This window comes from Arthrobacter oryzae, from assembly GCF_003634095.1.
Classification (GTDB): Bacteria; Actinomycetota; Actinomycetes; order Actinomycetales; family Micrococcaceae; genus Arthrobacter; species Arthrobacter oryzae.
The window spans coordinates 86,034-108,709 of sequence record NZ_RBIR01000006.1; the positions used below are offsets into that span (position 1 = coordinate 86,034).

Below are 22,676 nucleotides of genomic sequence, written 5' to 3' on the forward strand. Positions count from 1 at the left end.
GACGGCGGAGCCCGTCATCTTGTGTGGCGCACAGCATACAAGCCTGTGTGGCGCACGGCATACAAGCGAAGGCCCGCACCCCGGAGGGTGCGGGCCTTCGCTTCTCCTAGTGGTCCAGAGAGTCAGGCTGGAGCCGGGCAGGAGTGCTTGGTGCTGACTACTTCGGCATCAGGACCGAGTCGACCATGTAGACCGTGGCATTGGCGGTCTGGACGCCGCCGCAGACAACGTTGGCGCCGTCAACCTTGAGGGCGTCCTTGGTGCCGGTAACCGTAACCGAACCGCCCTGGACCGTCTTGTGCGTGCCGACGATCTGGTCCGGGGAGATCTTGCCGGGGACTACGTGGTAGGTCAGGATCTTGCTGAGCGTCGCGTCATCGGTCTTCAGGGCTGCGATCGTGGCCGGATCGATCTTCTTGAAGGCGTCATCCGTCGGTGCGAAGACGGTGAATTCGCTGCCGTTCAGGGTGTCCACCAGGTTGACCTTGGGGTTGAGCTTGCCGGAAACTGCGGCGGTCAAGGTGGTGAGGATCGGGTTGTGGGACGCTGCCGTGGCCACCGGATCCAGCGCCATGCCTGAGACCGAACCGGCACCGCTCGGAACCTTGGCGGCGTAGCCGGCGCAGCCGGGACCGACGAGGTTGGCGGCCGGATCCATGGCTGCAGCGGAGCTCGTCGACGGGGACGGAGCCATGCTGGATTCCGACGGTGCGGAGGTGGCCGGGGCCGATGAAGCGGCCGTGGTGGATCCGCCGCAGGCAGTGAGGCTGAGCATGGCGGCAGCTGCGATACCTGCAACGGCAAACGTGGTGCGCTTGATGTTCTGCATTTCGGTTTCTCCTTTGTTGTGCCGATGGTTGCCTGCGGCGATTGTTGCCGCTGCGGCCCTTTCCCGACTGTTGGGCACCGACCCTTGGTTGGTGTCTCAATGGGTATTCGGCTGCTCGGAGTGAACGGATGGGTGGGGGATTGAAATTCTTTTCAAACCCCGGAAATCCCCTGAAAATCCGCCGGAAACCACAAGAACCCCGGTCCGAAGACCGGGGTTCTCTTTGTGTGCGCAAGGGGGGATTTGAACCCCCACGCCCGAAGGCACAGGAACCTAAATCCTGCGTGTCTGCCAATTTCACCACTCGCGCGCGGCGCCGTCGTCGTCCGGGGAAGAACCCCGACGGCGGACGCCAGGGTCCATTGTACCCACTGCCGCCAGTAACTACTCCGCGATTTTCAGGTCGGGGATTTTCAGGTCGCGGCGGAGTTTGGCGACATGCCCGGTGGCGCGGACGTTGTACTGCGCGACGGCGACGCTGCCTTGGGGATCGACCACGATGGTGGAGCGGATGAGGCCCTGGTAGGTCTTGCCGTAGTTCTTCTTCTCCCCCCATGCCCCGTACGCCTCGGCGACAGCGTGGTCCTCGTCGGAGAGCAGCGGGAAGGTCAGCCCTTCGGCGGCCGCGAACTTGGCAAGCTTGCCGACGGGGTCCGGGGAGATGCCCACCACGTCATAACCGGCGTGCTGCAGCGACGCCAGGGAGTCCCGGAAATCGCAGGCCTCCTTGGTGCAACCGGGAGTGGACGCCGCGGGGTAGAAATAGATCACCGTGTTCCGGCCCCGGAAATCGCGCAGGCTGACATCGTGTCCGTCGGCATTTTTGAGCGTGAATTCCGGTGCCGTGGCACCGGCAATGAGTCGTTCAGACACGGGTAACTCCTTGGTGGGGGCTGCGGTGGGCGGGCGGTAAAGCGGTCCGCGAAACGGGTGAACATCCAGCGTAATGAGCCGGGCGGCCACGGACCAAGCCGCTGCTCGCTATACTCTTGGGTATGCCTGATATGGATCGCTGGCCCACGGGCCGCCTATTGTCCACGGCAGCACGTCTCGTAGAACATTCCTGGAACGAAAAATTGGGGGCCATTGGCCTAACCCATGCCGGGGTGATCGCCATGGAAGTGCTTTCGGCGAATGGGCCAATGACGCAAGCCCAACTAGCCCAGCTGGTGAGGGTCCAGGCCCAGACCATGGGCAAGACGCTGAGCCGGCTGGAGGCACACGGGCATATTTCGCGGCAACGCAGCGCCTCGGACCGGCGCAGTCATGTGGTGTCACTGACCGATCAAGGCCGCGAGGCCGTCAGCGCGGCCGCGGACATGGAGCGCTCCGTGCTCGCCGCGACGCCCATCGACCCGGACCTGCTGCGCCAGGAACTCCAGGCTGTTGTCAGGGTGCTGGCCACCAAGTCAGCGTCCGCCGAGGCCAAAGCCATTGTCACCGCCGTTGAACCTGGCCTTGCTGAAAGCGGCCCGGCCACCGCGCCCGGCCTCGCGGCCGGGGCCACCCCACTGAACTAGCCATGGCCTGCAGGGGCCGGCCGTCACCATGACGCCGTGCCCGCGCGGCATCATGCCGTTCGGGGGATGTCCGGGACCGGACCGCCGGAGGAAGATGGGCCCCAAAGAGCGCCGCAACCGGTCGGAGGAAATGGCATGGCTACCAGCAGTCCGTTCGTGATCGTTGTAGGCGTCGACGGCTCCCCGGAGTCACAGGCGGCTCTGGATTGGGGCATGCAGGAGGCGAGGCTCAGGAGCGGCCAAGTAATCGTCGTCGCCTCCTGGCAGTATCCCTACATCACCGACGCCGCCGGACAGGCGTGGGACTACACCGGGTTCGAGCGGGACGCGCAGCTGATCCTCGACGGCGAACTCCGGCGCGTTGACGATCCGGCGGTTCCGGTTACCGGCCGCCTCGTTGAGGGGAATGCCGCTGCCGCGCTGGTGGACGCATCGCGCGAAGCTGACCTGCTGATTGTTGGTTCCCGTGGCCTTGGCGGCTTTGCGGGGATGTTGCTGGGCTCGGTGTCCTCCCAGCTCGCTCACCACTCCCGCTGCCCTCTCCTGATCATCCGGTCCGGGGCCGAAAAGTAGGCGACGGGCGGACCACGCAACTGGCTGGGGACTGCAGCCTACATCGAGGCGGCTTGGATCGAGGCCGCTTGGTTCGCGAGCGTGGCCACAAGGGCGGACATCTTGAGGCCGACGAGCACCACCGCGAGGACGGTCACGCCGATCGTCGCCCACACCGGCGCCAGGCCGCGCCGCGGCGCGACTTCGTGCACGATGACGGAGCGACCTATGACGTACAGCTCCCGGCTCAGGAACACCCACGCCCAGTGAAATGGCCGGACGACGCCGTCCTTGCGCAGCTTGTCCCAGTCCAAATAGGCCAGGAGGGCAGCGACTCCGTAGACCAGGAAGCCGCTGGCCACCAGGAGGAAGTAGGGCACCGTAAAGATCGACGCCGGGTCCAGCGTCTGGACCTGCCGCGCGCCGACGGTCCGCACCCGGAGCACCGGGTTCCAGAGCATCAGCATAATGAGCGGCACGAGCGGCAGTGCCACAATCGTCCAGACGTAGGCGTTGTAGACCGGTGTCCGGTCACTGATGCGTCGGCGTGGTTCCACCAGCCGCTGCTGCGGGGACTGAAAGTGGGGCGCACTGAACTGTCCGGTCCAGGCTGTCCCGTTCCACCATTGAAGCCGGCCCGAGCCGGCAGGGTCTGGATACCAGCCAGGGCCGGGGACTGAACTGTTAGGCGGGACGGTCATGGCGGTTCATCCTTTGCAGCGCGGGGCGTTCAGTATTCAACGAGGTCTCTGCTTCTGAAACAGAGCGTACATGGGGGCGGCTGTGGTAGCGAGGGAGTATCGACGCGCCCGCCGATCTGGAGGACCATTAAAAGGCAATCACCATCAAGGAGGTCAGTGATGTGCTATTCGAACTACAAGGATTTCGGGCGTGACACCAGGAAGGATGCCGCCCGGGAACCCAAGGAGCGCCGGGCGCCCCGGGCGGAGGCAAAGGACTTCAAGTTCTGGGCCTTCCCTCGCCGCAGCAAGGAGTTCACTGTCGAGGAACCGGAGAAAGTTGTGGACCGGTCCCGCGAGAAGGTTTAACAATACGATCTGATTCAAACGGCCGCTGGATCGACGCAGGAACCTGTGCCGGTTCGGCGGCCGGTTTACGGCCGGGCCGGCTGGCGCAGGCCGATCGCTGCGGAGAGGCCCAGGAGTATGCCGCTGAGCGCCAGCAGCGATCCGCCGGCGAGGACGCTCTGCCCTTCCGGTCCGGGAGTCTTCGGTCCTGTCCCGGCGCCCGGCCGTTGCCCGGTTGAAGAAACCCCGTTCTGTCCCGCATCCGATGCTCGAGGCGTGGCAGTAATTGGAGCGCCCGGGGCGGGGACTGCCCGGGGCGACGGGGCCGTGGCGTTGCCTTGGCCCGCAGAGGAAACGGGGGCCGGCGTCGGGGGCGTCGGAACCTGCGCGGGCTGGGCGGTCTGCCCCTGTGACCCCGGCTGCGGCGGGGCCTCGGAAACTGTCGGCGTCGGCGCCGCACTTGAGGGCGGCGGTGACGGTTTCCCGGGCGCAGTGGTCGGCGTCGGGGAGGCCGACGGCGGCGGTGGGGCGGGACAGATCTTCACGGGCACGAGTCCGGCGGGCGCACACGGTGCAGCCGTGGCGGGCAATGCCAGGACCAGCGGCGCGGCCGCGAGCACCAAGGCCGCGACCGACGTGTAACAGGCCTTCCGGGTGGAGTTCATCCTCCCCATCGTAGGGTTCGGCCGCGCTCCCGCCGGGAATTCCGGCCCGGTGAGGCCCCTTTTCGGTGAACAAAAACGGTGTTCGTCACCGGAGGCGCCATCACCTGCGCCACCTCCAACGGTCCAGACAACGGGCAGCAGTCGAGACGGCTCGTCCCGCGGACAGGCAACGTGCCGCCTTTCCGGTGGCGTTCGATTCGGCACCGTTCAGTTAGGCTTTCCATTGATCGGCACTTGACCAGTCTTGGGGGATACACCTTGAAAACGACCACACGCTCCGCCGTCCTGGCCAGCCTGACGGCCGCTGCCGCGCTGGCGCTGGGCACGGCCGCGCCGGCCCAGGCGGGCTGCTCGAATGTCGTCACCAAAGGTGTCGCCGTCTGCGCCCCGGGGAGTACCGGTTCCCCGGCCCCCGCTGTCCCGGTCTACGCTCCGCCACCTGCCCGGGCCGACGTCCCCATGGTTCCGGCCCCGGCATCGAGCAGTTACCCGCCGGCCGCGCCGAGCCAGCCCGTGAAGGGCTTTGCCCCGACGGAGGATCCCGTCATCGCCGGCGTCCCCGCAGAGGCGCCGACCGCCGGGCCATCTCCGAGCGGGACCGCCGCCGCCACCCCGTCAGCAACACCGGGCACGGCCACCTCCCTTGCTGCCACGCAAGACGCGTCAATGGCCCCGTCACCCGGGCAGATCCAAGACGAGAAGACGTCGCAGACCGACGCCGGCACACCTGTGGGGTTCATCGTCGGCAGCCTCGCTGTACTGCTGCTCGCGGCCGGCGCCTGGCAGTGGCGGCGGACCCGGAAGCCCCGCCACGCCGGAGGCACCGGGGCATCGCGGCGGTAAGTGGCGGCGTTTTCGCAGCACTGAATGACACGCCTTAGCGGCCGTCGTACTCCTCGTCTGTGATGTGCTCGCCCCAGGTGGTGGTCTTGGCGGGGTCGTCGCCGTTTTGGAGCATGGCGATGTGTTCCATGAAGCAGCCGGGGGCGGCGGCGTGCCAGTGTTCTTCTCCGGGCGGCGTGTAGAGCGTCTGGCCCGGATGAACATCGATGATCTTCCCGTCCCGGGTACCAAAACGGCCTACTCCCTGGGTGACGCGCAGGTACTGGCCGTGCTCGTGGGAGTGCCAGGCGGTACGTGCTCCGGACGCGAAGCGGACGGTCGCGACCACCATCGTCTGGTCGGACTCGTGGGGAAGCGCGATCGGATCCAGCCACACGTCCCCGGCGAACTGGGCTGCCGGGTTTTTCGTGGTGGGCACGGAGGGTTCGATGTTCATGATGTTCCTTATTTGTTGTCGGTGAAAAGCTGCTTGGCGACGCCCATCGCAGACATTCCCTTTGGCCAGCCGGCATAGAGCGTGACATGGGTGATGGCTTCGATGAGCTCCTCCCGGGTCACGCCGTTCTCGACGGCGCGGCCAAGATGGGAACCCAACTGGTCGGTGTTCCCGCCGGCGGTGAGCACGGCTACGGTGATGAGACTGCGGTCCCGGGCGCTCAGTTCGGGCCGGTTCCAGACGTCCTCGAAGAGCATGTCGTCGGTGAGCTCGGCGAGCTTCGGCGCAAAGTCGCCGAACATCTTTCGGCCGCCTCCGAGCTGCTTGGGCTGGTCAGTCATGGTGATCCTTCTTTCGATCTGTAGGGGTCTGCCCGCCACTGCTGTCACCGTCGGCGCGCCGCTGGCGCCAGTTCGTGGGTGCCGTAGCTGTTGTCGTCGGGGTTGACGGTGACTCCGGGCGCGACGAGTTGGTCGATGCGGTCCAGCACGTCGGTGCTCAGTGTGACGTCGGCGGCGGGCAGGTAGGACTCGAGCTGCTCCATGGTGCGCGGCCCGACGATGGCTGCCGTGACGCCTGGGTGGTTGATCACGAACGCGATGGCCAGCTCGATGAGCGTCAGCCCGGTTTGCTCGGCGAGCTGGGCAAGGTCTTCGACGATGTCGAGTTTCCGCTGGTTGGCCGGGCTTGTCATATCGAACCGGGCGCCCGGACGCGCGGAAGAGGCAGGCACGGACGCTGCGTCTTTGCGCCAGCGCCCTGAGAGCCAGCCGCCGCTGAGCGGGCTGTAGGTGAGGGTGCCCATGCCGTGGCGTTGCACCGTCGGGAGGATGTCTTCCTCGATGCCGCGGACCAGGATCGAGTAGGGCGGCTGCTCGGTGACGAACCGCTCCAGGTTGCGGGCCCGCGAGGCCCACTGGGCTTCGACGATCTGGGATCCGGAGTACGACGAGGAGCCGATGTAACGGACCTTCCCTTGGCGCACGAGATCGGTGAGGGCGCCGAGGGTCTCCTCGACGTCGCTGTCCGGGCTGGGCCGGTGGACCTGGTAGAGGTCGATGTAGTCGGTGTTCAGGCGGCGGAGGGAGTTTTCGACCTCGCGGATGACCCAGCGGCGGGATCCGCCGCGCTGGTTGGGGTCTTCGCTCATGGGCATGAAGAACTTCGTGGCGAGGAATACGTCGTCGCGCCGGCCTTCCAGTGCCTGCCCGACGATTTCCTCGGATGCCCCGCCGGAGTAGACGTCGGCGGTGTCGATGAAGTTTATGCCGGCGTCGAGGGCGCGGTGGACGATGCGGATGGAGTCCGCGGTGTCCTTGTTGCCCCAGGGGCCGAACATCATCGCGCCGAGGCACAGAGGGCTGACCTGCACGCCGGTGCGGCCAAGGGGACGGTATTCCATGGTGGTTCCTTCTCTCGGTCTTTGGCTGCGGCGGTCTCAGGCCTCGGGGATGACCATGGCGAAGCGCTCCTCGCGGGCCTCGTCAGGGTCCGGTCCGTTCCGCATTCCGGTGTCGAGCGCGTCGATGGCGCCGAGTTCGTCCGCACTGAGTTCGAAGTCGAAGACATCGAAGTTTTCGGCGATGCGTGCCGGGTTGGTCGATTTCGGGATGGCTGAGCGGCCCTGCTGCAGGTGCCAGCGGAGCATGACCTGGGCCGGGCTCTTGCGGTGCGCCTGGGCGATGGTGGCGATTGCCGGGTCTTCCATGACGTTCCGGCGGTCCTGGCCCCACCCCGGGTAGAAGGTGATCCCTCCGATCGGTGACCAGGCCTGGGTAAGGATCCCGTGCCGGGCATCGGCTGCCTGTACGTCCGGCTGGGTGAAGTAGGGGTGCAGCTCGATCTGGTTCACGGCCGGGACGACGTCGGTCGATTCGAGCAGTTCCTTCAGGTGGTGCGGCATGAAGTTGCTGACGCCGATCGCCCGCACGCGCCCGTCAGCCAGCAGACGTTCGAGTGCCTTGTACGCGGCGATGGTTTTCTCGAACCGGTCAGGCGCTGGCTGGTGCAGGATGAGCAGGTCCAGGTAGTCCACGCCGAGTTTTCGCGTTGCTTTGTCCCACGCGTGCAAGGTCTGGTCGTAGCCGTAGTCACTGACCCAGACCTTGGTCTCGATGAACACCTCCGATCGATCCAGGCCCGAGCTGCGGATCCCCGCACCGACCTCACGCTCGTTGCCGTACGCGGCGGCCGTATCGATGTGCCGGTAGCCGGTGGCCAGTGCGGCCTCGACAGCGGCCGTGGTCTGCTCGGGGGCGCTTTGGAAGACGCCCAGGCCAAGAGCTGGCATCGTGATGCCGTTGTTGAGAGTAAGTTTCATGTTCATGCCTTTCACGGTATTCAGAGGTGCGCGGTTGTGGGAGGGCACATCATTACCTCCATCACGCTCTCCAGCAGCTCAGCGGACGGGCTCGGCCTCCGGCACGGGCACGGCCATCCGGGGAGTCCGGGTGCGGCGGGCGGCCAGGTCTGCAGGCAGGATGAGGGCGGCGGTGACGGCCAGGGCCAGGAGCAGCAGGACGCTGCCCGTGGTGAGCGCGGCACTGACCTGCGCGGCGAGGTGCGCTACGGCGGACCCCGTGGCGGGGACGGTCGCTGCGGCCGCGGCCGCGACCGCGATGCCGAGCCCGAGGCAGGTGCCTACTTGGTGGAAGGTGTTCACAAGGCCCGATGCGGCGCCGGCGTCGGAGACGGGGGCGCCGATGATGCCGAACGAGGTCAGTGGCGCGAAGGCCAGGCCCTGGCCGGCGCCGATGAGGATCATGGGCAGGGCCACTCCGGTCAGGTATGCGGAGTCGACGCGGACCCGGCTGAGCCAGAACATCCCTGCCAGGGTCAGTAGGATCCCGGTGAGCAGCGGCACCGAGCCCGGCAGCCGCACTGCCAGCCGCGGGATGGCCATTGCGACGGCGAAGTTGACCGCCGTCATGGGCAGGAAGCCGAGCCCGGCCTGCAGCGGGTCGAAGCCGAGGACTTCCTGCAGGAACTGGGTGGTGAAGAAGAAGAACGCGATCATCGCACCCAAGTACAGGAAGCGGGCCACGTAGGCGCCGGTGCGGCGGCGGCTCGCGAACAGCCGCAGCGGCATGATCGGCTGGGCCGCCCTGCGCTCGATCAGGACGAACACGGCCAGGAGCACAAGGCCGGCGGTGACGGCGGTGAGCGTCACGGGGGAGGCCCAGCCGGCGTCGACGGTGTTGATGACGCCGAACACCAGAGCCCCGACCCCCAGCGTGGCGCTCAGCGCGCCGAACACGTCGAAGCGTCCGCGCGCCCGGCCTGTTTCCGGGATGAACCGCGGCGCGAGGGCGATCATCGCGGCGCCAATGGGTACGTTCACGAAGAACCCGGCACGCCAGGAGATCCAGTGGGCCAGCGCCCCGCCGATGACCAGGCCAAGGCTGGCGCCGATCCCCGCGGTCGCGCCGTACAAGGCGACGGCCCGGGTGCGCTCGCGGCCCTCCGGGAAGCTCGCCGTGAGCAGGGACAGCGAGGCGGGCGCGACGATCGCGGCCCCGATGCCTTGGACGGCGCGGCTGGCGATCGCCCACCAGCCCGCCGGGGCCAGCCCGATCAGCAGGGACGCGATCGAGAACACCACCAGTCCGAACACGAACACCCGGCGGCGTCCGAGCAGGTCTCCTGCCCGGGCGCCGAGGAGTAGCAGGCCGCCGAAGACCAGCGTGTAGGCGTCCTGGACCCAGGAGAGCTCCCCGGTGCTCAGCCGCAGGTCTGCCTGCAGGCTCGGCAGGGCGGTGAAGATGACCGAGTTGTCCAGCAGGATCATGAAGTAACTGGCCAGGATGATCGCCAGGATCGCTGCCGGGTGGGGAGCGGGTGTGGGTTCAGGTTTCATGCTTTCCATGCAACCGTGAATCCTCACGGGCCGGGAGTCACGGCCGTTCCGGGTAATGCCAGTCCCTCCCTCGTCCCCGCAACCGCGGGTAGCGTGGATGCCATGACACACAGCGACGACGTGCGGAAATTCCTGACCTCCCGCCGTGCACGGATCACGCCCGAGGAGGCCGGCCTGCCGGTCTACGGTGGCAACCGGCGCGTTGCCGGGTTGCGCCGCGAGGAAGTCGCCATGCTCGCCGGGATGAGCATCGACTACTACATCCGCCTGGAGCGGGGAAACCTCTCCGGGGCCTCGGACAGTGTGCTGGAAGCCTTGGGGCGTGCATTGAAGCTCGACGACGCCGAGACGGCACACCTCTTTGACCTGGCCCGGGCAGCCACCGCCTCCCCCCGGGTGCGGCCCAAGCGCAGCCCGCAGACGGTGCGGCCGAGTGTGCAGCGCGTCATCGATGCGATCACGACGGCGCCGGCCTGGGTCCGCAACGACCGTGGGGATGTCCTGGCTTCGAACGAACTGGGCCGGGCGCTCTACCTGGACCTGATGGCAGAGCAAACCACCCCGCCGAACAGCGCCCGCTTCACCTTCCTGAACCCGAAAGCGCGGGAGTTCTTCGCCGATTGGGAACGCGCGGCGGATGACATCGTCGCAGTCCTGCGTTCCACCGCCGGGAAAAACCCGTACGACAAGGACCTCACGGACCTGATCGGTGAACTCTCCACCCGCAGCGAGGAGTTCCGCACCCGGTGGGCCCGGCACGACGTGAAGTACCACCGTGCCGGCCGCAAACGGCTCCACCACCCGATCGTGGGGGACCTGGACCTGAGCTTTGAGGCGCTCGAGCTGCCCGCGGACCCGGGATTGCGCATCAACGTGTACACGGCCGACCCAGGGACGCCCTCCGAGGACGCGCTGAAAGTCCTCGCCAGCTGGGCCGCGACCCAGCGTGAAACGACGCCGGCCGCGGTCACGGAGAACACATGAGCCACCGTCCCTCCAAGGTGCTCATCGTCGGCGCCACCGGCAGCATCGGCCGCTACGCCGTGGCCGAGGCGCTAAGACAGGGCTATGCGGTCCGGGCGCTCGATGCGGCCGAAGATGTTGTCGACCTCCCAACGGAGCGTGAGCCCGAAATGTTCCGTGCCGACCTCGCCGCAATCACGGCGGGAAGCCTCAAAGCCGGGGACTAGACCCAGGCCTGCACTCCGCATGGCAGTTACGGGCCGCTACGCGGCTACAGGGCGGGGGAAAGACGCCTTAGCTGTGGTGCGCCGGCTCGGATTCGCTTACGCTGTCACCGGAGCCGATGATGATGGGGGTAGGGGCACCGATGAGTGAGCCGGGGGAACCGCAGCGTATGCCGCCGTGGAAGCATGACGAGACGGCCGGAAACCCGGTCCCGCCCGAGGGCTGGCACAACCCGGCCCCGCTGCCACCGGGCTGGGACGCCAGCCGGGTCTATACCTACTCCTCCTTCCAGGACCCCCGTGCCCGCGTCGCACCGCCGACCCGGCCCTTCCGGGGCGCGCTCAAGGTCACCGCGGCCGTTACCGCCGGCGCGCTCCTCTTCACCTTCAGCCTTTACCTGCATGGTTACCTGAAACCGTCGGCGCGCTCCTCTTCACCTTCAGCCTTTACCTGCATGGTTACCTGAAACCGTCGGCGTTCCTCGGCGGCCCCGCGCAAGCTACAGTCCCCGCGAAAGCTCCCGGTACCGGCGGATCCGGACCCTTGATTTACCACACAGGCCAGGACCCCGCCGGGTCTCAGGCACCGGCTAATTCTGATGGGTCCGTGCCCCTCACCGGCTACCCGACCCCGGGCCACGAAGAGGCCGCGGCCCCGCTCGGCCGGCCCGCGCCGGTGTCCGTCATGTCCGCCGCCTACGCTTTCATGGACAAGGACGATAGCGGGCACCCGGTCAGGTACGACCCGTGCCGGCCTATCCACTACGTCACACGCGCCGCCAACTCACCCGCCGCCGGACCGGAGCTCATCCAGCAGGCCATCGCCGATGTCTCCCGCGCCACCGGGCTGGTGTTCATTGACGACGGGCCTACCACCGAGGCGCCGTCAGACGAACGCGAGCCCTACCAGCCGGACCGGTACGGGGACCGGTGGGCGCCGGTGCTCATCGCCTGGGAGACCACCGCCGAGGAGCCCCGCTTCACCAACCCCGACGAGGGATACACCATCCTGGGCATCGGCGGCAGCGAGGACGTCAGCATCGGGGACACGGACTTCACCTACGTCAGCGGCCAGCTAAAACTGAACGCGCCCGGCCTGCACTCCATCATCGAAGATGAAGGCCCGGCCCAGGCCCGTGGCACCATCGAACACGAACTCGGCCACCTTGTGGGCCTTGACCACGTCAAGGACCCGACCCAGCTGATGAACCCGACCGACTCTGCCGGCTTGAACAGCTACCAGGCCGGGGACCTTGCCGGCCTGGCCATTCTCGGCCAGGGGGAGTGCCGGCCCGGAATCTGACCGGGGGAGGGGGCGGTCCGCGAAGGCAGCGTCATCGCCAGTTACACGGCGGATCAGCGCGTGTTTAGCCCCTTGAGTTCCGGCGTCTAGCGTGCAGTACTGCCCACGCAATGAAGGTGACAAGGAACGCTACGGGCAATAGCACCAACGGGTTCCAGCCCTTGAATGTCATAGGTCATCCTCGATCGATTCGCTGCTTCAAACGGCAATGCCGCATTCACCAATTTAAGTTTGCACCGAGCCTATAGGCGGCCATTCATGATCTCTAGGATTTCGCATCGCGTGTGGAAATCACTGTGAGCACGTGATTGGCTGGCAGGGGCGCGAAACCGAGCAGGAGGCCACAGGGGTGCGCGGCCCTGCTCTAGCCGAGACAAACTGCCAGCCCGCCCTTCGTGCAAGCGGTCAGTGTCCTAAGCGATGTTCAGTTTCTGGTGCCGGTGAGGGTCACCTGTGCAGGGCGTCCATGGCTTGGGCCGCGGTCTGGATGCTCACCCACCCGCGCCTGCCGGCCGTGACGGTCCGTGCGTCTAGAGCAGTCCCGTTGTTCTGGAGGATGGCGACCAAGGTGGCGTCGATGATGTCGTCGCGGATCTCGGCCAGCCACGCGCCTCGGATGTTCGGCATCACCGGGACCCGCGCATGGATGGTGATGTAGTGCCCGCCCGTCATGGCGACCGCGATGCAGGCGATGCCGACGAGGACGAGTTTAAGCACGTCCTCCCTGTCGGTGACCACGATGTAGGAGGGCAATGCGATGAGCCCGGCCATGAGGATAGCCCGCAGGATGAAGACCTCCCGGGCGGAGCCGGAGGACCTGCGCCGGCGCATCGTCGCTGCCAAGCGATTATTCCGCACGACCTCTGCCTTCAGCCGCCACTGCCGCTGGCTGCCCAGATGCAGTTTGACGAGGGCCCGGGCGGCCGACAGCTCCTCTGGATGCGCGGCCCGCATCGTTGTAACGAGGTGGGTGTCTTTGTCGGCCCAGGAGCTGGTCAAGCGGCGGTCGATGGCGGCTGCCATCTCGTCCAGGTCAAGCATGGCGGCTCCTTCGGCAGCTTCCTCCACGCGGACCACGGCCGGGGTTGCCGGATCGGGCGCGTAGGCCTCGGAGCGGGATCCATAGCGTGGTGTTTCATCGACGAGCCGATATTCGTTACTCAAAAGTTTCCCCCATTGATCAATCCCGGGCCGGTCGGTACCAGCCGCACGCCGGACGGGACGGCAACTCTGCCGGCCCGAATCCCATTGTGCGATGCACGGGCCCGCGTGACGTTCACGGGCCGGTTTGTGTCAGGAGGCGCCGGGCTCCGTCAGGGCACTCCGGGCTATTTCGGATCAAGCAGCCACCCGCTGTTCGGCCGGGACGGGGAATCGGACATCCGGGCTGGTGTACTCGAAATAGCCCACGGCACCCAGCGCAGGACCCGCGTACGCGTTGACCAGCTCCGGGGCGCCAGCGACGTCCACGAACAGGTCCCGGACCCAGGCCGGGGCCGCCAGGATGCTGAAGATCGGATTGGCGACGTCGTTGCGGTACTGGCGCGACAAGCGCTTCTTCTTGCCGTTGCCCAGGATGTCCACGCGCAGGACCGTGAAGGGCGCGTTCTCGTCGGTGGCGCTGATCCGGATGATGGCAAGGTCCGCGGTGAACTTGCGGCCCTTGGCCAGGTCGCGGAGCCTGTGGGTCGGGGCCAGGTGAACGGTCCATTCACGGTATCGGCCGGTCGAAGCCGCGGTGGCCATGGTGGCGGGGCTAGCTGTCGTCAGCAAAATCATCAGCGAACTCGTCCTCCTCATCGGGCGGGGTGGGGCTTGCGGTCAGCGAAAGTGCGGACCAGACGGTGTCATCGGAGAGGTCCGAGACGTGGACCTCGACGTCGTCGCCGCCGAGCCGGGACAAGGCGCCCCCGCGTCGGCGAGGCCTTCGGCGATCACTCCCCGGTGCTCCCGCAGGACCGCCATGAGCGCCGCGTCGGCGTCAGGGTCGGACGGCTCGTCGGCGTTGTTGACGGTGAAGTCAACGCGCCCACCGTAGCCGTCTAACCCCACGATGACGGATAAGTCCGGGCAACCGCTGAAGGATAGTCCACCTTCTCGAGGATAGACACCACCCTTCCGGCGGTGATGACGGGGACATTGCTCATGGGTTAAATCTTTCAGTTCGTCGGTCATTTGCGGCTCATGTGTGCGGTCGGCGCGTCGTAACTCGCTGGCTCAGGCGGCCCATCCGCCGGGTCAGGTAGCACCCCCGAAGGGGCCTGTACAGGGGCCGGTTCCCTTCGTCATGCCCTGACCTGCGAAAACACCCGCCCGCGCTCTGCCCAAGGCGGTGCATGGCCGGTAAGGTGACACCCGGGGACCCGCTGGGGGTGCCGGCATTTGGGGGACCGTTGACACAAGAGCGCCGGTTGTTCGGCAGCACATGGTCATCGCAGCAGTGCCTCTCGCCGCCGGTCACCCCGGCGTCCACCTTGCGCAACACTGCGACCCGGCGCGTCCCTGTCCCGGTACCGCAGGGCAAGAACCGGCAGGCCAACCATCCAGCCGCAACCGACACCCGCTAAGCCAGCCACTGAAAGAGAGAGCCACATGTCAGACCCGCACCAGTTCCCGCAGAACGCCGTCCAGCAGCAGTGGCCGAGTGAACAGCCCCGGCAGAACCAGAGGTGGGAGTCCAACCCGTACGCCGCTCCGACGTACCCGGGCACGGCGGCCGGGCCGCTGCCGCTCTGGGCACCCCTCTACGGCGCCACCCTGCCGGAGGCCGTCTCGAGGTTTTTCAGGAAGTACGCAACGTTCTCGGGCCGGGCCAGTCGGAGCGAATTCTGGTGGTGGGCACTCGTCAACGGCATCTTCTCGCTGGTCCTGAACGTCGTCACGATGGTCGGACGCACCGTCGGCGCGAGCCTGCGCCCCGACGGCACCAGCATCCCGGGCCCCGTCTATTGGATCGGGCTCATTCTGTCCGTCATCATTTCCCTGGCCATCATCGTCCCAAACATGGCGCTGTCCGTCCGGCGGCTCCACGACGCGAACATGAGCGGCTGGACGTATCTGCTGGGGCTGATTCCGTTCGTCGGACCGATCCTGCTGCTTGTCTTTCTGGCGCAGGGTTCCAAGCCGGAGGGCCAGCGGTTCGACAAGCCGACCTGGTAAACGCGTAAGTCAGAGGGGCCGCCGGGGCAGGACGCTCCGGCCTTGAATGCTGCAGCACCCGGCCAGGCCGTACCGGTCAAGTTCTCCATCGGCAGTGCTGCCGCTACCTTCCAGGGATGTTGTGGCAGCCGGATACCCCAGCAGGTCCCGGTCTCGTGCACTGCCCCGGACCTTTCAAAAACCACCGGAACCCCAGCTGTTCCGCTGCTTCCGGCACAGGGCCAGGTACGGACAATTTCACATACATTTGGAAGACTGACCAGGACGCGACCGGATGCAAGGAGCTGATTGTGAAACTCGTGGATGGCAGTTTCCACCGGGCCCTGTTCCAATTCCGGCCATGAGCATCACGGATTGGGTTGACAGGTGCAGCCGTACCGCGCTCCTGGCTGGGTGCGCCGGCCTTCTGACGTGTTGTTTCCTGACCGGGTGCGCCGACATGGCCGGGAACAGTTATTCTCCGGCGGGTACAGAGACCGGCCGCAACAGCAACAGCACCCCGCACAGCGACAGCGATCCGGGGGGACCGGAAGCTGCACATGCTCGCCGCGGATCCCGTCATGGCTAATCTGCCGGCAGGGCTGGTCAAAACGAACAAGAAGGACACCCCGGCCCACTACGAAACCCCCGTCTTCGGTTCAGGCGGCTCCTTCGGTGCCAGCGTGGTCGTCACCTTCACCAGCGCCGCCAGCCTCCCTGACATCTACAAAATGATCGGCGACAACGCCGTCCGAAACGGCTGGGTAGGCACGGCGGTCGGCTCCATAAACATGACCGACCGGTGGGCGAAGACCTACCCCGAGGGAAGCGTGTCAGTCTTGCTCCCGACCTGCAAGGATCCGAGCGCGACAACGTCCACACGCTCCTGCACTCTGGACGGCGGGATCTGAGATCAGCGAGTACGTGGGCGTGGCACCGCCCGGAGCGGGCCGGCAGTCCGTTGGTATACGCGGTCTTCGCATCGCGGTCCTCATGGCTGACGTCGTGTCGCTGTCGGCCGTCCTCTTCATCCGGGTCATTCTCCCGATGAATTCCGGGCAAGACGGTGAGGCGCTGTTCTGGGCCGGACTACTGCTTGTGTACGGGCTGATTTTGCTGTTCGGAGTGACCCTGATCCTGAACGTCGTCTACCTGATCGCCCTCGCTGTCATGCACGGCCGGTACGATAACGGATACGGCAGGGTCTCCCGTGCACTCCTGTTCCTGCTCCCGGCAGCTACGGCCCTGGGGCTCACCCTCAGGTAACTCCTGTGCCAGAGCGGCCTTGCGGCCTTGCGGTGTCTGATCCGTGGAAGGCTGCCGGATGCCGGATCCCCGAAGCCAGGTCAGGTTGAGAGTCGGTAAGGGCCGGTTCGGGCACGGCGGTTCAATGGTTGAAGACATGGTCAGAACGTGTTCTCTGGATGAGTGCCCGGATGTTGCTGCCCAGTGGCCCCCGCAGGCTAGCACCCGCCCATCCTGCACACCAGGGAGTGCACTACTCGCCTCCGACCTGAGTAAGCCAGGTTTCACACTGGCCTGAGGGACGCACGATGAGGGGTAGGCAATAGCCTGCACCTGGCTGGCTTTCCGCGGGCCTCGCGCAGATCCGTGCACCCGACCCCGGTGATTGAGCTCGCCAGCAGGTACCGTCATCCCATGAGGAGTCATATTCGCTGGGCGGACGGGACCTGGGCGCTGCTTGTCCTGCAGGCCGCCGTGCTGACGTCGTGCGGGCTGGCCATGACTTTCAGCCTCATCGTCCGCTCACCCCCGGAAGCGGTAGGCCAAGGGCTGGTCTTCCTCGGGTCCGTGGCGTTCGCGGTGTCCGCCGTATGGGCGAGGCTGAGAGGTAGGCCCGTCTGGGTGTCGGTGCTGACGACCCTGCCCGCGGCGGTCGTGGGAGGCCTGTCCATGGAGATGCCTGACGCGCTCCTTGCCCATCTGGCGGGGCTCGTCCTGGTTCCTGTGGCGTTGGGCGCGATGCTGGCCGAAGTGCTGTCCCCAGGTGTCCCGCTGGTTGACGTCGAGACGTAAGAGGCGTTCCGGCGTCGAAGGTCAGGCGTTGAAGGCAGCGGCCTTCTCGTCGAGGACGAGGTAGTCGCCGGCGGCTTTCTGGAAACCGGGTCGATCCACAGGGACGAGAGGACGAGGAGGTCTCCGCCGAGTTCCATTCCTGCATGAGGCCCGGCCGATCGGTGGTGAGCATCACCGCGCGTCCCCGATATGGACTTCCTCAGGTCCCCGATGGGAATCCTAGCTTCGTCTTTCTCCCAGACGGTCCGTCGAGAGCAACCATGAGATGTCCTTCGGGCCGAGATGGGGGAGCGGTCACCGGAAGTCTATGCCGGGCGTGCCCCCTGAAGACTAGTACTGCACGAAGCTGAAGACTAGTACTGCACGAAGCCGCTCTGGATGGCCTGCAGGTCAGAGGCCAGGGCCGCCATCTTGGCGGTGGGCTCTTCCGGCTCCCCGCCGGTGTTCCCCTGGCTGTCGCCGAACCATTTGTGCCAGGTCGTGGCGACGACCTCGGGGGTGATGGGAGTGCCGGCGGCAATGAGGGCTGCGAAGTCTTCCATCTCGGAGTCGTACTCGTCCTCGGGCGCCCCGTGCGGCAGCACGCCGAGCAGGTCGTGGGCGTTCAGTCGCTCGGTAATGGCGGTACGCATGCGGGCGTACTCTGGGATGGTCGTGTCCATGGCGTAAGTCTAGGAGCAATCGCGGCGGGGGCGGCGAGAGATTGCCGCTCCAGCGCTTAGCTGGCCAAAGTGTTGGGTGATTTCCTGGCTTCCTTCGAAAGTGACGCTATGTCGAACAGGGTGCGTCGCAGCTCGCGGTAGCGTTCTGCGCCCAGGGCCGCGGACCAGCGCTCTTCGGTGTCCGCGATGATTTGCCGTGAGAGATCGACAGCGGCGCTCCCGGCGGCCGTCAGCGTCACAACCTTGGCCCGTTTGTCCGAGGGATCGGCGGCGAGGCTGACGTAGCCCTCGTGTTGGAGGTAGTTCATGAACTGTCCGATTCCGGCCTTCGTGATGGCGGCACGCTCGGCCAACTCGTTGAGGCGCAGACCTTCAGGCGGAATCAATTCCATGACGCGATAGTGCGAGGGTCTAAGACCGGGAATCGACCTGGCCTGAATCGCCGACCTCAAACTTCCGAATGCGCCGGCCAGAAGGTCAGCGATATGAGGCGCGGGGTCCTCTTGCGCAGCAGCACCATTGACGTCAATCATAAAGTAACTTTACCATTGGCTTAGTAAAGCTGGTTCACCGATGGTGTTGACCCGGCCGTACTTCCATCCTTCGAAAGGGCGCGCCATGCTGGCTGCCATGCTCGAGAACATGAACCTCCTCGGCCGCGACTCGGTGGATGCCGGCAAGTTGGCCGCTATGGCCGCCGCCAACCTCAACGAGCCGGCTGTGCAAATTCTTTCGGCCCGCGCCACGGAGATCACATTCCCCATGGCCAACATGACGACCGGCGGTCTCTGGAGGGTCGAAGGTACTGCCCGGGCAGGCTCCAGAGGGCCGGAGCGCGCGATCGCGGCGGCCCGGTTCAGCATGGTCGTGAAGCTGGTCCAGTCCCCTCTGCTATGGCGCGGCATCGAGAAGGTTCCGCCCAGCTTCAGGGACGGCTTGGTCCGCTACTATCCCTGGCGCACCGAAGTTGACGTTTATGCCTCCGACCTTGCCCTGGCCATGCCCACCGGCGGCCGGCTTCCCCAGATCTACAACATCGAGGAGCTTGACGGGCAACGCGCCGCCATCTGGATGGAGGACATCGCCGAATGCCCCGGAGCGGAGTGGACTGACGATCGCTTCCGGCACGCCGCGATGCTTCTCGGCAGGCTGGCTGGCAGCAGTGAAGTGCGGAATAGCGGCCCCTGCATTTCCTCCGCCAGGGACGCTGACAGGATGCGGTTCTATCTGAACAGCGTCGGAGCCACAGTGTTCATGCCGGGCATCCGCGGTGAGGACATGTGGAAGGTTCCGGCGGTGGCAGAGGCGGCGGATCGGCACCTGATTGCCGGACTGCGATCACTCACGGACCGGGCCGCTCAACTGATGGAAGAGGTCATCGCCCTGCCGGCATTCCCGGCGCACGGCGATGCCAGCCCGCAGAACCTCCTGATCGAAAGCAATGGAGACGTCCCGGGGGGATCAACCAACTTCGCGGTCATTGACTGGGGACTCTACGGAGGGGCCTGCGCAGGCTTCGACCTAGGCCAGCTGCTGGCCGGCTGGGTCTACCAGGGCGCCATGGTCGGCACGGAACTCTACCGGCTCGAACCCCTGTGCCTCCAGGCCTACTGCGAGGGCTTGGCCGATGGGCGCCCGGACATCGCGGAGTCAACCGTGCGTCGGGGCCACGCGGCGTCCATGGCCATCTTCGCCGGGCTGCAGGCGATTCCCACCCAGCGCCTGGCGGAACCTGACTCGGAGGAACTGCGCGCCCTCGTAGCAGGACGCGTGGAGATGGCCCGCTTCGTTCTCGACCTGCTCGCCTCAACCGACTGGCATCCGCGCGCACACCCCCGCGCACCCGAACGGCATTTCAAGTGAGCGGTCCGACCCGGTGACCGCTGTCAGGGCACGCCCCGTAACCGCAGACACTGGTCTCCCTCCGCTACAGAGCGTGCCTCTCGAATCGATTCGCCGCAATGAAACTAGGGCCCCATGAAGCGCAGCAAAACAAAACCCCGCCTCTGCTAGCCGCTAGGCCAGTAAAGACGGGGTTTCTCTGTTGGTGCACCCCCCGGGACTCGAACCCGGAACCCATTGATTAAGAGTCAATTGCTCTGCCAGTTGAGCTAGAGGTGCATCTGTTGTCTTCGTTCCCCGGGGCTTTTTGTTTCCCCGTTGTTCTCCGCAACGACATGAAACTCTACACGAGTTTGGGCATCGTGTGAAATCGAGCGAACCGGGATGCTCCGGCTCACCGGGGAAGGTCCAAAATCAGCGCGAAATCAGGGTTTTGTCCGTTGCTGAGGAGCCAAAGGCGGCCGTCGGGGGCCAGTGAGACGTTGCGAATCCGACCGTACATTCCTGTGAAATAGCTCACAGGCGTTCCGGCGGTTTCGCCGTGGAGGGGAACAACCCACAACCTTTGACCGCGCAGGGCCCCCAGGTAGGCGGTGTTGCCGACAATCTCCAGTCCGCTGGGCGACGATTCCGCCGTCGACGGCCAGACCACCTTGGCGTCAAGGAAGCCCGGGCGATGCGGTGCACCTGTCACGTCCGGCCAGCCGTAATTGCCCCCGGGCACAATCAGGTTGAGCTCGTCGTTGACGTCGGGGCCGAATTCGCTGGCCCACAACCGTCCGGCGCTGTCCCACGCAAGGCCCTGGACGTTCCGGTGGCCGAGGCTGTAGACCGGGTTGCCGCCGAAGGGGTTTCCCGGCGCCGGCCGCCCGTCGGCCGTGAGCCGAAGGATCTTGCCGCCGAGTGCCATCTTGTCCTGCGGCTGCTCGCGGCGCTGCGAGTCGCCCGTGCCCACATAGAGGAAGCCGTCAGGCCCGAACCGGATCCGTCCGCCGTTGTGCGTGCCCGCCTTGGGGATGCCGGTGAAAACGGGTTCCGGGGAACCGAGCTCGAGCCGGTCGCCATGCTGTGCGAGCCGCATCCGGGCGATTCTGTTGTCCGCCGCCGCGGTGAAGTAGGCGTAGAGGTAGCGGTCCCTCGCGAAGTCGGGGGAGAGGGCAAGGCCAAGGAGGCCGCCTTCGCCGCCAGGCACGACGCCGGGTACCTTGCCCAGCGTGCCCAGCCGCCCGCCGCTGACGGTCTTCAGTTGCGCGGTGTCGCGTTCGGAAATGACGGCGGTGCCGTCGGGCAGGTAGACCGTGGACCACGGGACCTGCAACCCGTCGATCCGGCCGGCAACTGTGGGCTGACCCGGTGCGCCCTGCGCGGCCCCGCTTCCTTGCTGACCGGTGGGAGGGGAGGTGCCGCTGCCCGTGCAGGCGGACAAGAACACCAGGGCAACGGCGAGGACGGCAGCCCGGGCCTCGGCCGCGGAGTGCCAGCGCCAGGTCTTGAAGCGCCAGGTCTTGACGCGCCAGCTCTTGAAGCGCCTGGTCTGGGGGCGCTTGGCAGGGCGTCGGGGGAGTAACAAGGGGCGCGCCGCCGGCCGGGGCCGGCTGTTACTGGCGTGTCCGGCGAGGCGGCCGGAATCCGGCGGCCTCGGCGTGCGCCACCGAGACAAACCACACCTCTGCCCGGGTCTCCTCGTAAGCCGGGCTGGTCTCGTCGTGATACGTCATGGACGAAGCGTTGCCCTTGACGGTGAAACCCGCCGGCCCGCTGCCATCGGCGGCAGGAGCCGCAGACCCCTCGCCATAGGGCTGGTCTGCGGCCAGGTGCCCGGCCGGCTCGGCCGTGTGGCTAGCGGACGCTTCGGCCGCGGCGGAGGACGCGGCCGTCTGCATGGCTTCTGCTTCGGCTAGGGACGCGGGCTGCGCCGCGGGGGTTGCGTGCGCCTCCGGCGATGCGACTGCCGCCGGTGATTCGACGACGCCGGCATCTGCTGCCGCCGCTGCCGGCATTGCCCCGGGCGCCGCCGTGCCGACGCCGGCAGCCTCCCCGACGCGGGTCCCGCTGGTCCCGAGACCGGCGTCTTCCTCCGCTTCCGCGGCCGCCGATTCGGCTCCGGGCAGAGTCGGCGAGTGGGGCTCGGTGTACTCGGGGTGGTGCACGGGAAATGCTGCCGCGGCGGACGGTGCGCCCACTGCCTCGGTTTCTGCCGGCCCCGCAACGTGCGCGCCGTGGGCCGGTTCGTGGTGCGGCGGGGCCGCATGCGTGTCCGCGGGTGTTGCGGTTTCCGACCATTGGGTTTCCCACTCGGCGGTCTCCGGGGCGCCCTCGCCGGCAGGTGCGGCTGGTGCCGTAGCGGGCGCGGTTTCCGGCGCCGCGGCTGCCGGCGCGGCCGGCTCGACTGTCGGCTCCGGTGCGGACTGGGGTGCCGCCGCTGGTTCCCCCGCTGCTGCGGCAGGCTCCGGCGCCTGGGTTGCACCGGGCGCTGACATCGCCGCGGCGGCTGCGGCACCGGCTGCCGGCGCCGGGCCGGCCGATGGTCCTGCTTCAGCCAGAGGTGCTGCTTGAGCCGAAGGTGTCTCGGCTGAGGCAGGTGCGCCGGCCGAAGTGCCGGAGGGGCTGCTGGTGCTGGTGGTTCCGGCAGACGTCGAGCCCGCGCCGGCGCGGCTCTTGTTGCGGTTGAGGAGCGCCCAGACCACGGCGACGACCACGATGATGACGATGAGCCAGACAATCCAGTCCATAGCAGAGCCTTTCAGTCCGTATTCAGTCCATGAGGCAGGGTTGCCG

The 22,676-nt window shown here is 66.7% G+C and carries 30 protein-coding genes and 2 tRNA genes; 15 read left to right on the forward strand and 17 right to left on the reverse strand.

Features of this window, described 5'->3' with window-relative positions; genetic code table 11:
- Nucleotides 1–157: 157 nt before the first annotated feature.
- The 3 genes from C8D78_RS13975 to bcp all read right to left on the reverse strand — a co-directional run bounded on the left by C8D78_RS13975 (nucleotide 158) and on the right by bcp (nucleotide 1,702).
- Nucleotides 158–829: a fasciclin domain-containing protein gene (locus tag C8D78_RS13975; RefSeq protein WP_120954484.1), complete on the reverse strand. Its 672-nt coding sequence runs from the start codon at nucleotides 827–829 to the stop codon at nucleotides 158–160.
- A 228-nt stretch (nucleotides 830–1,057) separates the two neighbouring features.
- Nucleotides 1,058–1,139, reverse strand: a tRNA-Leu gene (locus C8D78_RS13980).
- A 74-nt stretch (nucleotides 1,140–1,213) separates the two neighbouring features.
- On the reverse strand, nucleotides 1,214–1,702 hold the full coding sequence (gene bcp / locus C8D78_RS13985; RefSeq protein WP_120954485.1) for a thioredoxin-dependent thiol peroxidase: 489 nt from the start codon (nucleotides 1,700–1,702) through the stop codon (nucleotides 1,214–1,216).
- A 131-nt stretch (nucleotides 1,703–1,833) separates the two neighbouring features.
- On the opposite strand from bcp, the gene C8D78_RS13990 reads away from it, so the two are divergent.
- Both C8D78_RS13990 and C8D78_RS13995 read left to right on the forward strand, forming a co-directional pair.
- Entirely contained in the window at nucleotides 1,834–2,349 is a 516-nt protein-coding gene (locus C8D78_RS13990; protein WP_341867123.1) for a MarR family winged helix-turn-helix transcriptional regulator, read from the forward strand.
- 135 nt (nucleotides 2,350–2,484) lie between these two features.
- On the forward strand, nucleotides 2,485–2,922 hold the full coding sequence (locus C8D78_RS13995) for a universal stress protein (protein ID WP_120954487.1): 438 nt from the start codon (nucleotides 2,485–2,487) through the stop codon (nucleotides 2,920–2,922).
- Between the two features lie 38 nt (nucleotides 2,923–2,960).
- Here C8D78_RS13995 and C8D78_RS14000 read toward each other — a convergent pair whose 3' ends face one another.
- Nucleotides 2,961–3,602, reverse strand: a complete 642-nt coding sequence (locus C8D78_RS14000; RefSeq protein ID WP_120954488.1) for a DUF2510 domain-containing protein — start codon at nucleotides 3,600–3,602, stop codon at nucleotides 2,961–2,963.
- 159 nt (nucleotides 3,603–3,761) lie between these two features.
- Between C8D78_RS14000 and C8D78_RS14005 the strand changes: the two genes are divergently transcribed.
- From C8D78_RS14005 to C8D78_RS14015, 3 genes are all read left to right on the forward strand, one after another.
- A complete protein-coding gene (locus tag C8D78_RS14005; RefSeq protein ID WP_120954489.1) occupies nucleotides 3,762–3,950 on the forward strand; it encodes a hypothetical protein in 189 nt (62 codons plus the stop codon).
- A gap of 255 nt (nucleotides 3,951–4,205) precedes the next feature.
- On the forward strand, nucleotides 4,206–4,571 hold the full coding sequence (locus tag C8D78_RS14010; protein ID WP_120954490.1) for a hypothetical protein: 366 nt from the start codon (nucleotides 4,206–4,208) through the stop codon (nucleotides 4,569–4,571).
- A gap of 281 nt (nucleotides 4,572–4,852) precedes the next feature.
- Nucleotides 4,853–5,437, forward strand: coding sequence for a hypothetical protein (locus tag C8D78_RS14015; RefSeq protein WP_120954491.1), 585 nt, complete (start codon nucleotides 4,853–4,855; stop codon nucleotides 5,435–5,437).
- A gap of 34 nt (nucleotides 5,438–5,471) precedes the next feature.
- Here C8D78_RS14015 and C8D78_RS14020 read toward each other — a convergent pair whose 3' ends face one another.
- The 5 genes from C8D78_RS14020 to C8D78_RS14040 all read right to left on the reverse strand — a co-directional run bounded on the left by C8D78_RS14020 (nucleotide 5,472) and on the right by C8D78_RS14040 (nucleotide 9,738).
- A complete protein-coding gene (locus tag C8D78_RS14020) occupies nucleotides 5,472–5,873 on the reverse strand; it encodes a (R)-mandelonitrile lyase (protein WP_120954492.1) in 402 nt (133 codons plus the stop codon).
- Between the two features lie 8 nt (nucleotides 5,874–5,881).
- Nucleotides 5,882–6,214, reverse strand: a complete 333-nt coding sequence (locus C8D78_RS14025) for a carboxymuconolactone decarboxylase family protein (RefSeq protein ID WP_120954493.1) — start codon at nucleotides 6,212–6,214, stop codon at nucleotides 5,882–5,884.
- 44 nt (nucleotides 6,215–6,258) lie between these two features.
- On the reverse strand, nucleotides 6,259–7,275 hold the full coding sequence (locus C8D78_RS14030; protein ID WP_120954494.1) for an aldo/keto reductase: 1,017 nt from the start codon (nucleotides 7,273–7,275) through the stop codon (nucleotides 6,259–6,261).
- A gap of 36 nt (nucleotides 7,276–7,311) precedes the next feature.
- On the reverse strand, nucleotides 7,312–8,193 hold the full coding sequence (locus tag C8D78_RS14035) for an aldo/keto reductase (RefSeq protein ID WP_120954589.1): 882 nt from the start codon (nucleotides 8,191–8,193) through the stop codon (nucleotides 7,312–7,314).
- Between the two features lie 78 nt (nucleotides 8,194–8,271).
- A complete protein-coding gene (locus C8D78_RS14040; RefSeq protein ID WP_244208410.1) occupies nucleotides 8,272–9,738 on the reverse strand; it encodes an MFS transporter in 1,467 nt (488 codons plus the stop codon).
- 93 nt (nucleotides 9,739–9,831) lie between these two features.
- Here C8D78_RS14040 and C8D78_RS14045 point away from each other — a divergent pair, with 93 nt between their 5' ends.
- The 4 genes from C8D78_RS14045 (at nucleotide 9,832) to C8D78_RS14060 (ending at nucleotide 12,219) form a co-directional block, all read left to right on the forward strand.
- Complete coding sequence (locus C8D78_RS14045) at nucleotides 9,832–10,713, forward strand: helix-turn-helix transcriptional regulator (RefSeq protein ID WP_120954496.1); 882 nt, start codon at nucleotides 9,832–9,834, stop codon at nucleotides 10,711–10,713.
- Nucleotides 10,710–10,919 (forward strand): NAD-dependent epimerase/dehydratase family protein, encoded by a 210-nt coding sequence (locus C8D78_RS19840; protein ID WP_208641960.1) that lies wholly within the window; start codon nucleotides 10,710–10,712, stop codon nucleotides 10,917–10,919. Before C8D78_RS14045 ends, C8D78_RS19840 begins: the two co-directional genes overlap by 4 nt.
- Nucleotides 10,920–11,059: 140 nt before the next feature.
- Nucleotides 11,060–11,383 carry a hypothetical protein gene (locus tag C8D78_RS14055; RefSeq protein WP_147429600.1) on the forward strand — a complete coding sequence of 108 codons (324 nt, stop codon included), beginning with the start codon at nucleotides 11,060–11,062 and terminating at the stop codon, nucleotides 11,381–11,383.
- Between the two features lie 140 nt (nucleotides 11,384–11,523).
- Nucleotides 11,524–12,219, forward strand: coding sequence for a zinc metalloprotease (locus C8D78_RS14060; protein ID WP_120954498.1), 696 nt, complete (start codon nucleotides 11,524–11,526; stop codon nucleotides 12,217–12,219).
- A gap of 447 nt (nucleotides 12,220–12,666) precedes the next feature.
- Here the strand turns inward: C8D78_RS14060 and C8D78_RS14065 are convergent, their stop codons facing one another.
- The 3 genes from C8D78_RS14065 to C8D78_RS19730 all read right to left on the reverse strand — a co-directional run bounded on the left by C8D78_RS14065 (nucleotide 12,667) and on the right by C8D78_RS19730 (nucleotide 14,122).
- Nucleotides 12,667–13,383 carry a hypothetical protein gene (locus C8D78_RS14065; RefSeq protein WP_244208411.1) on the reverse strand — a complete coding sequence of 239 codons (717 nt, stop codon included), beginning with the start codon at nucleotides 13,381–13,383 and terminating at the stop codon, nucleotides 12,667–12,669.
- Between the two features lie 174 nt (nucleotides 13,384–13,557).
- The gene (locus tag C8D78_RS14070; protein WP_147429601.1) at nucleotides 13,558–13,998 is read right to left on the reverse strand and encodes a hypothetical protein; all 441 of its coding nucleotides are present in this window, start codon (nucleotides 13,996–13,998) and stop codon (nucleotides 13,558–13,560) included.
- Nucleotides 13,976–14,122, reverse strand: a complete 147-nt coding sequence (locus C8D78_RS19730; RefSeq protein WP_167467918.1) for a hypothetical protein — start codon at nucleotides 14,120–14,122, stop codon at nucleotides 13,976–13,978. Before C8D78_RS19730 ends, C8D78_RS14070 begins: the two co-directional genes overlap by 23 nt.
- Before the next feature lie 689 nt (nucleotides 14,123–14,811).
- Here C8D78_RS19730 and C8D78_RS14075 point away from each other — a divergent pair.
- The 5 genes from C8D78_RS14075 (at nucleotide 14,812) to C8D78_RS14090 (ending at nucleotide 17,394) form a co-directional block, all read left to right on the forward strand.
- A complete protein-coding gene (locus C8D78_RS14075) occupies nucleotides 14,812–15,378 on the forward strand; it encodes a DUF805 domain-containing protein (RefSeq protein WP_120954500.1) in 567 nt (188 codons plus the stop codon).
- 116 nt (nucleotides 15,379–15,494) lie between these two features.
- Nucleotides 15,495–15,722 carry a PxKF domain-containing protein gene (locus C8D78_RS20140; RefSeq protein ID WP_208641961.1) on the forward strand — a complete coding sequence of 76 codons (228 nt, stop codon included), beginning with the start codon at nucleotides 15,495–15,497 and terminating at the stop codon, nucleotides 15,720–15,722.
- A 216-nt stretch (nucleotides 15,723–15,938) separates the two neighbouring features.
- Nucleotides 15,939–16,268, forward strand: coding sequence for a hypothetical protein (locus C8D78_RS14080; protein ID WP_147429603.1), 330 nt, complete (start codon nucleotides 15,939–15,941; stop codon nucleotides 16,266–16,268).
- 82 nt (nucleotides 16,269–16,350) lie between these two features.
- Nucleotides 16,351–16,623 carry a hypothetical protein gene (locus C8D78_RS14085; protein WP_147429605.1) on the forward strand — a complete coding sequence of 91 codons (273 nt, stop codon included), beginning with the start codon at nucleotides 16,351–16,353 and terminating at the stop codon, nucleotides 16,621–16,623.
- Between the two features lie 393 nt (nucleotides 16,624–17,016).
- The gene (locus C8D78_RS14090) at nucleotides 17,017–17,394 is read left to right on the forward strand and encodes a hypothetical protein (protein WP_120954503.1); all 378 of its coding nucleotides are present in this window, start codon (nucleotides 17,017–17,019) and stop codon (nucleotides 17,392–17,394) included.
- A gap of 353 nt (nucleotides 17,395–17,747) precedes the next feature.
- On the opposite strand, the gene C8D78_RS14095 is transcribed toward C8D78_RS14090, so the two are convergent.
- On the reverse strand, nucleotides 17,748–18,056 hold the full coding sequence (locus tag C8D78_RS14095) for a hypothetical protein (RefSeq protein WP_120954504.1): 309 nt from the start codon (nucleotides 18,054–18,056) through the stop codon (nucleotides 17,748–17,750).
- Nucleotides 18,057–18,112: 56 nt separating this feature from the next.
- Nucleotides 18,113–18,448, reverse strand: a complete 336-nt coding sequence (locus tag C8D78_RS14100) for a MarR family winged helix-turn-helix transcriptional regulator (RefSeq protein ID WP_147429607.1) — start codon at nucleotides 18,446–18,448, stop codon at nucleotides 18,113–18,115.
- A gap of 226 nt (nucleotides 18,449–18,674) precedes the next feature.
- Here C8D78_RS14100 and C8D78_RS14105 point away from each other — a divergent pair, with 226 nt between their 5' ends.
- Nucleotides 18,675–19,919, forward strand: a complete 1,245-nt coding sequence (locus tag C8D78_RS14105; protein ID WP_167467919.1) for a phosphotransferase — start codon at nucleotides 18,675–18,677, stop codon at nucleotides 19,917–19,919.
- 182 nt (nucleotides 19,920–20,101) lie between these two features.
- Here C8D78_RS14105 and C8D78_RS14110 read toward each other — a convergent pair.
- From C8D78_RS14110 to C8D78_RS14120, 3 genes are all read right to left on the reverse strand, one after another.
- Nucleotides 20,102–20,177: transfer RNA gene (locus tag C8D78_RS14110), tRNA-Lys, on the reverse strand.
- A gap of 115 nt (nucleotides 20,178–20,292) precedes the next feature.
- A complete protein-coding gene (locus tag C8D78_RS14115; RefSeq protein WP_120954591.1) occupies nucleotides 20,293–21,333 on the reverse strand; it encodes a PQQ-dependent sugar dehydrogenase in 1,041 nt (346 codons plus the stop codon).
- Between the two features lie 163 nt (nucleotides 21,334–21,496).
- The gene (locus tag C8D78_RS14120) at nucleotides 21,497–22,630 is read right to left on the reverse strand and encodes a sunset domain-containing protein (protein WP_120954507.1); all 1,134 of its coding nucleotides are present in this window, start codon (nucleotides 22,628–22,630) and stop codon (nucleotides 21,497–21,499) included.
- Nucleotides 22,631–22,676 lie beyond the last annotated feature (46 nt).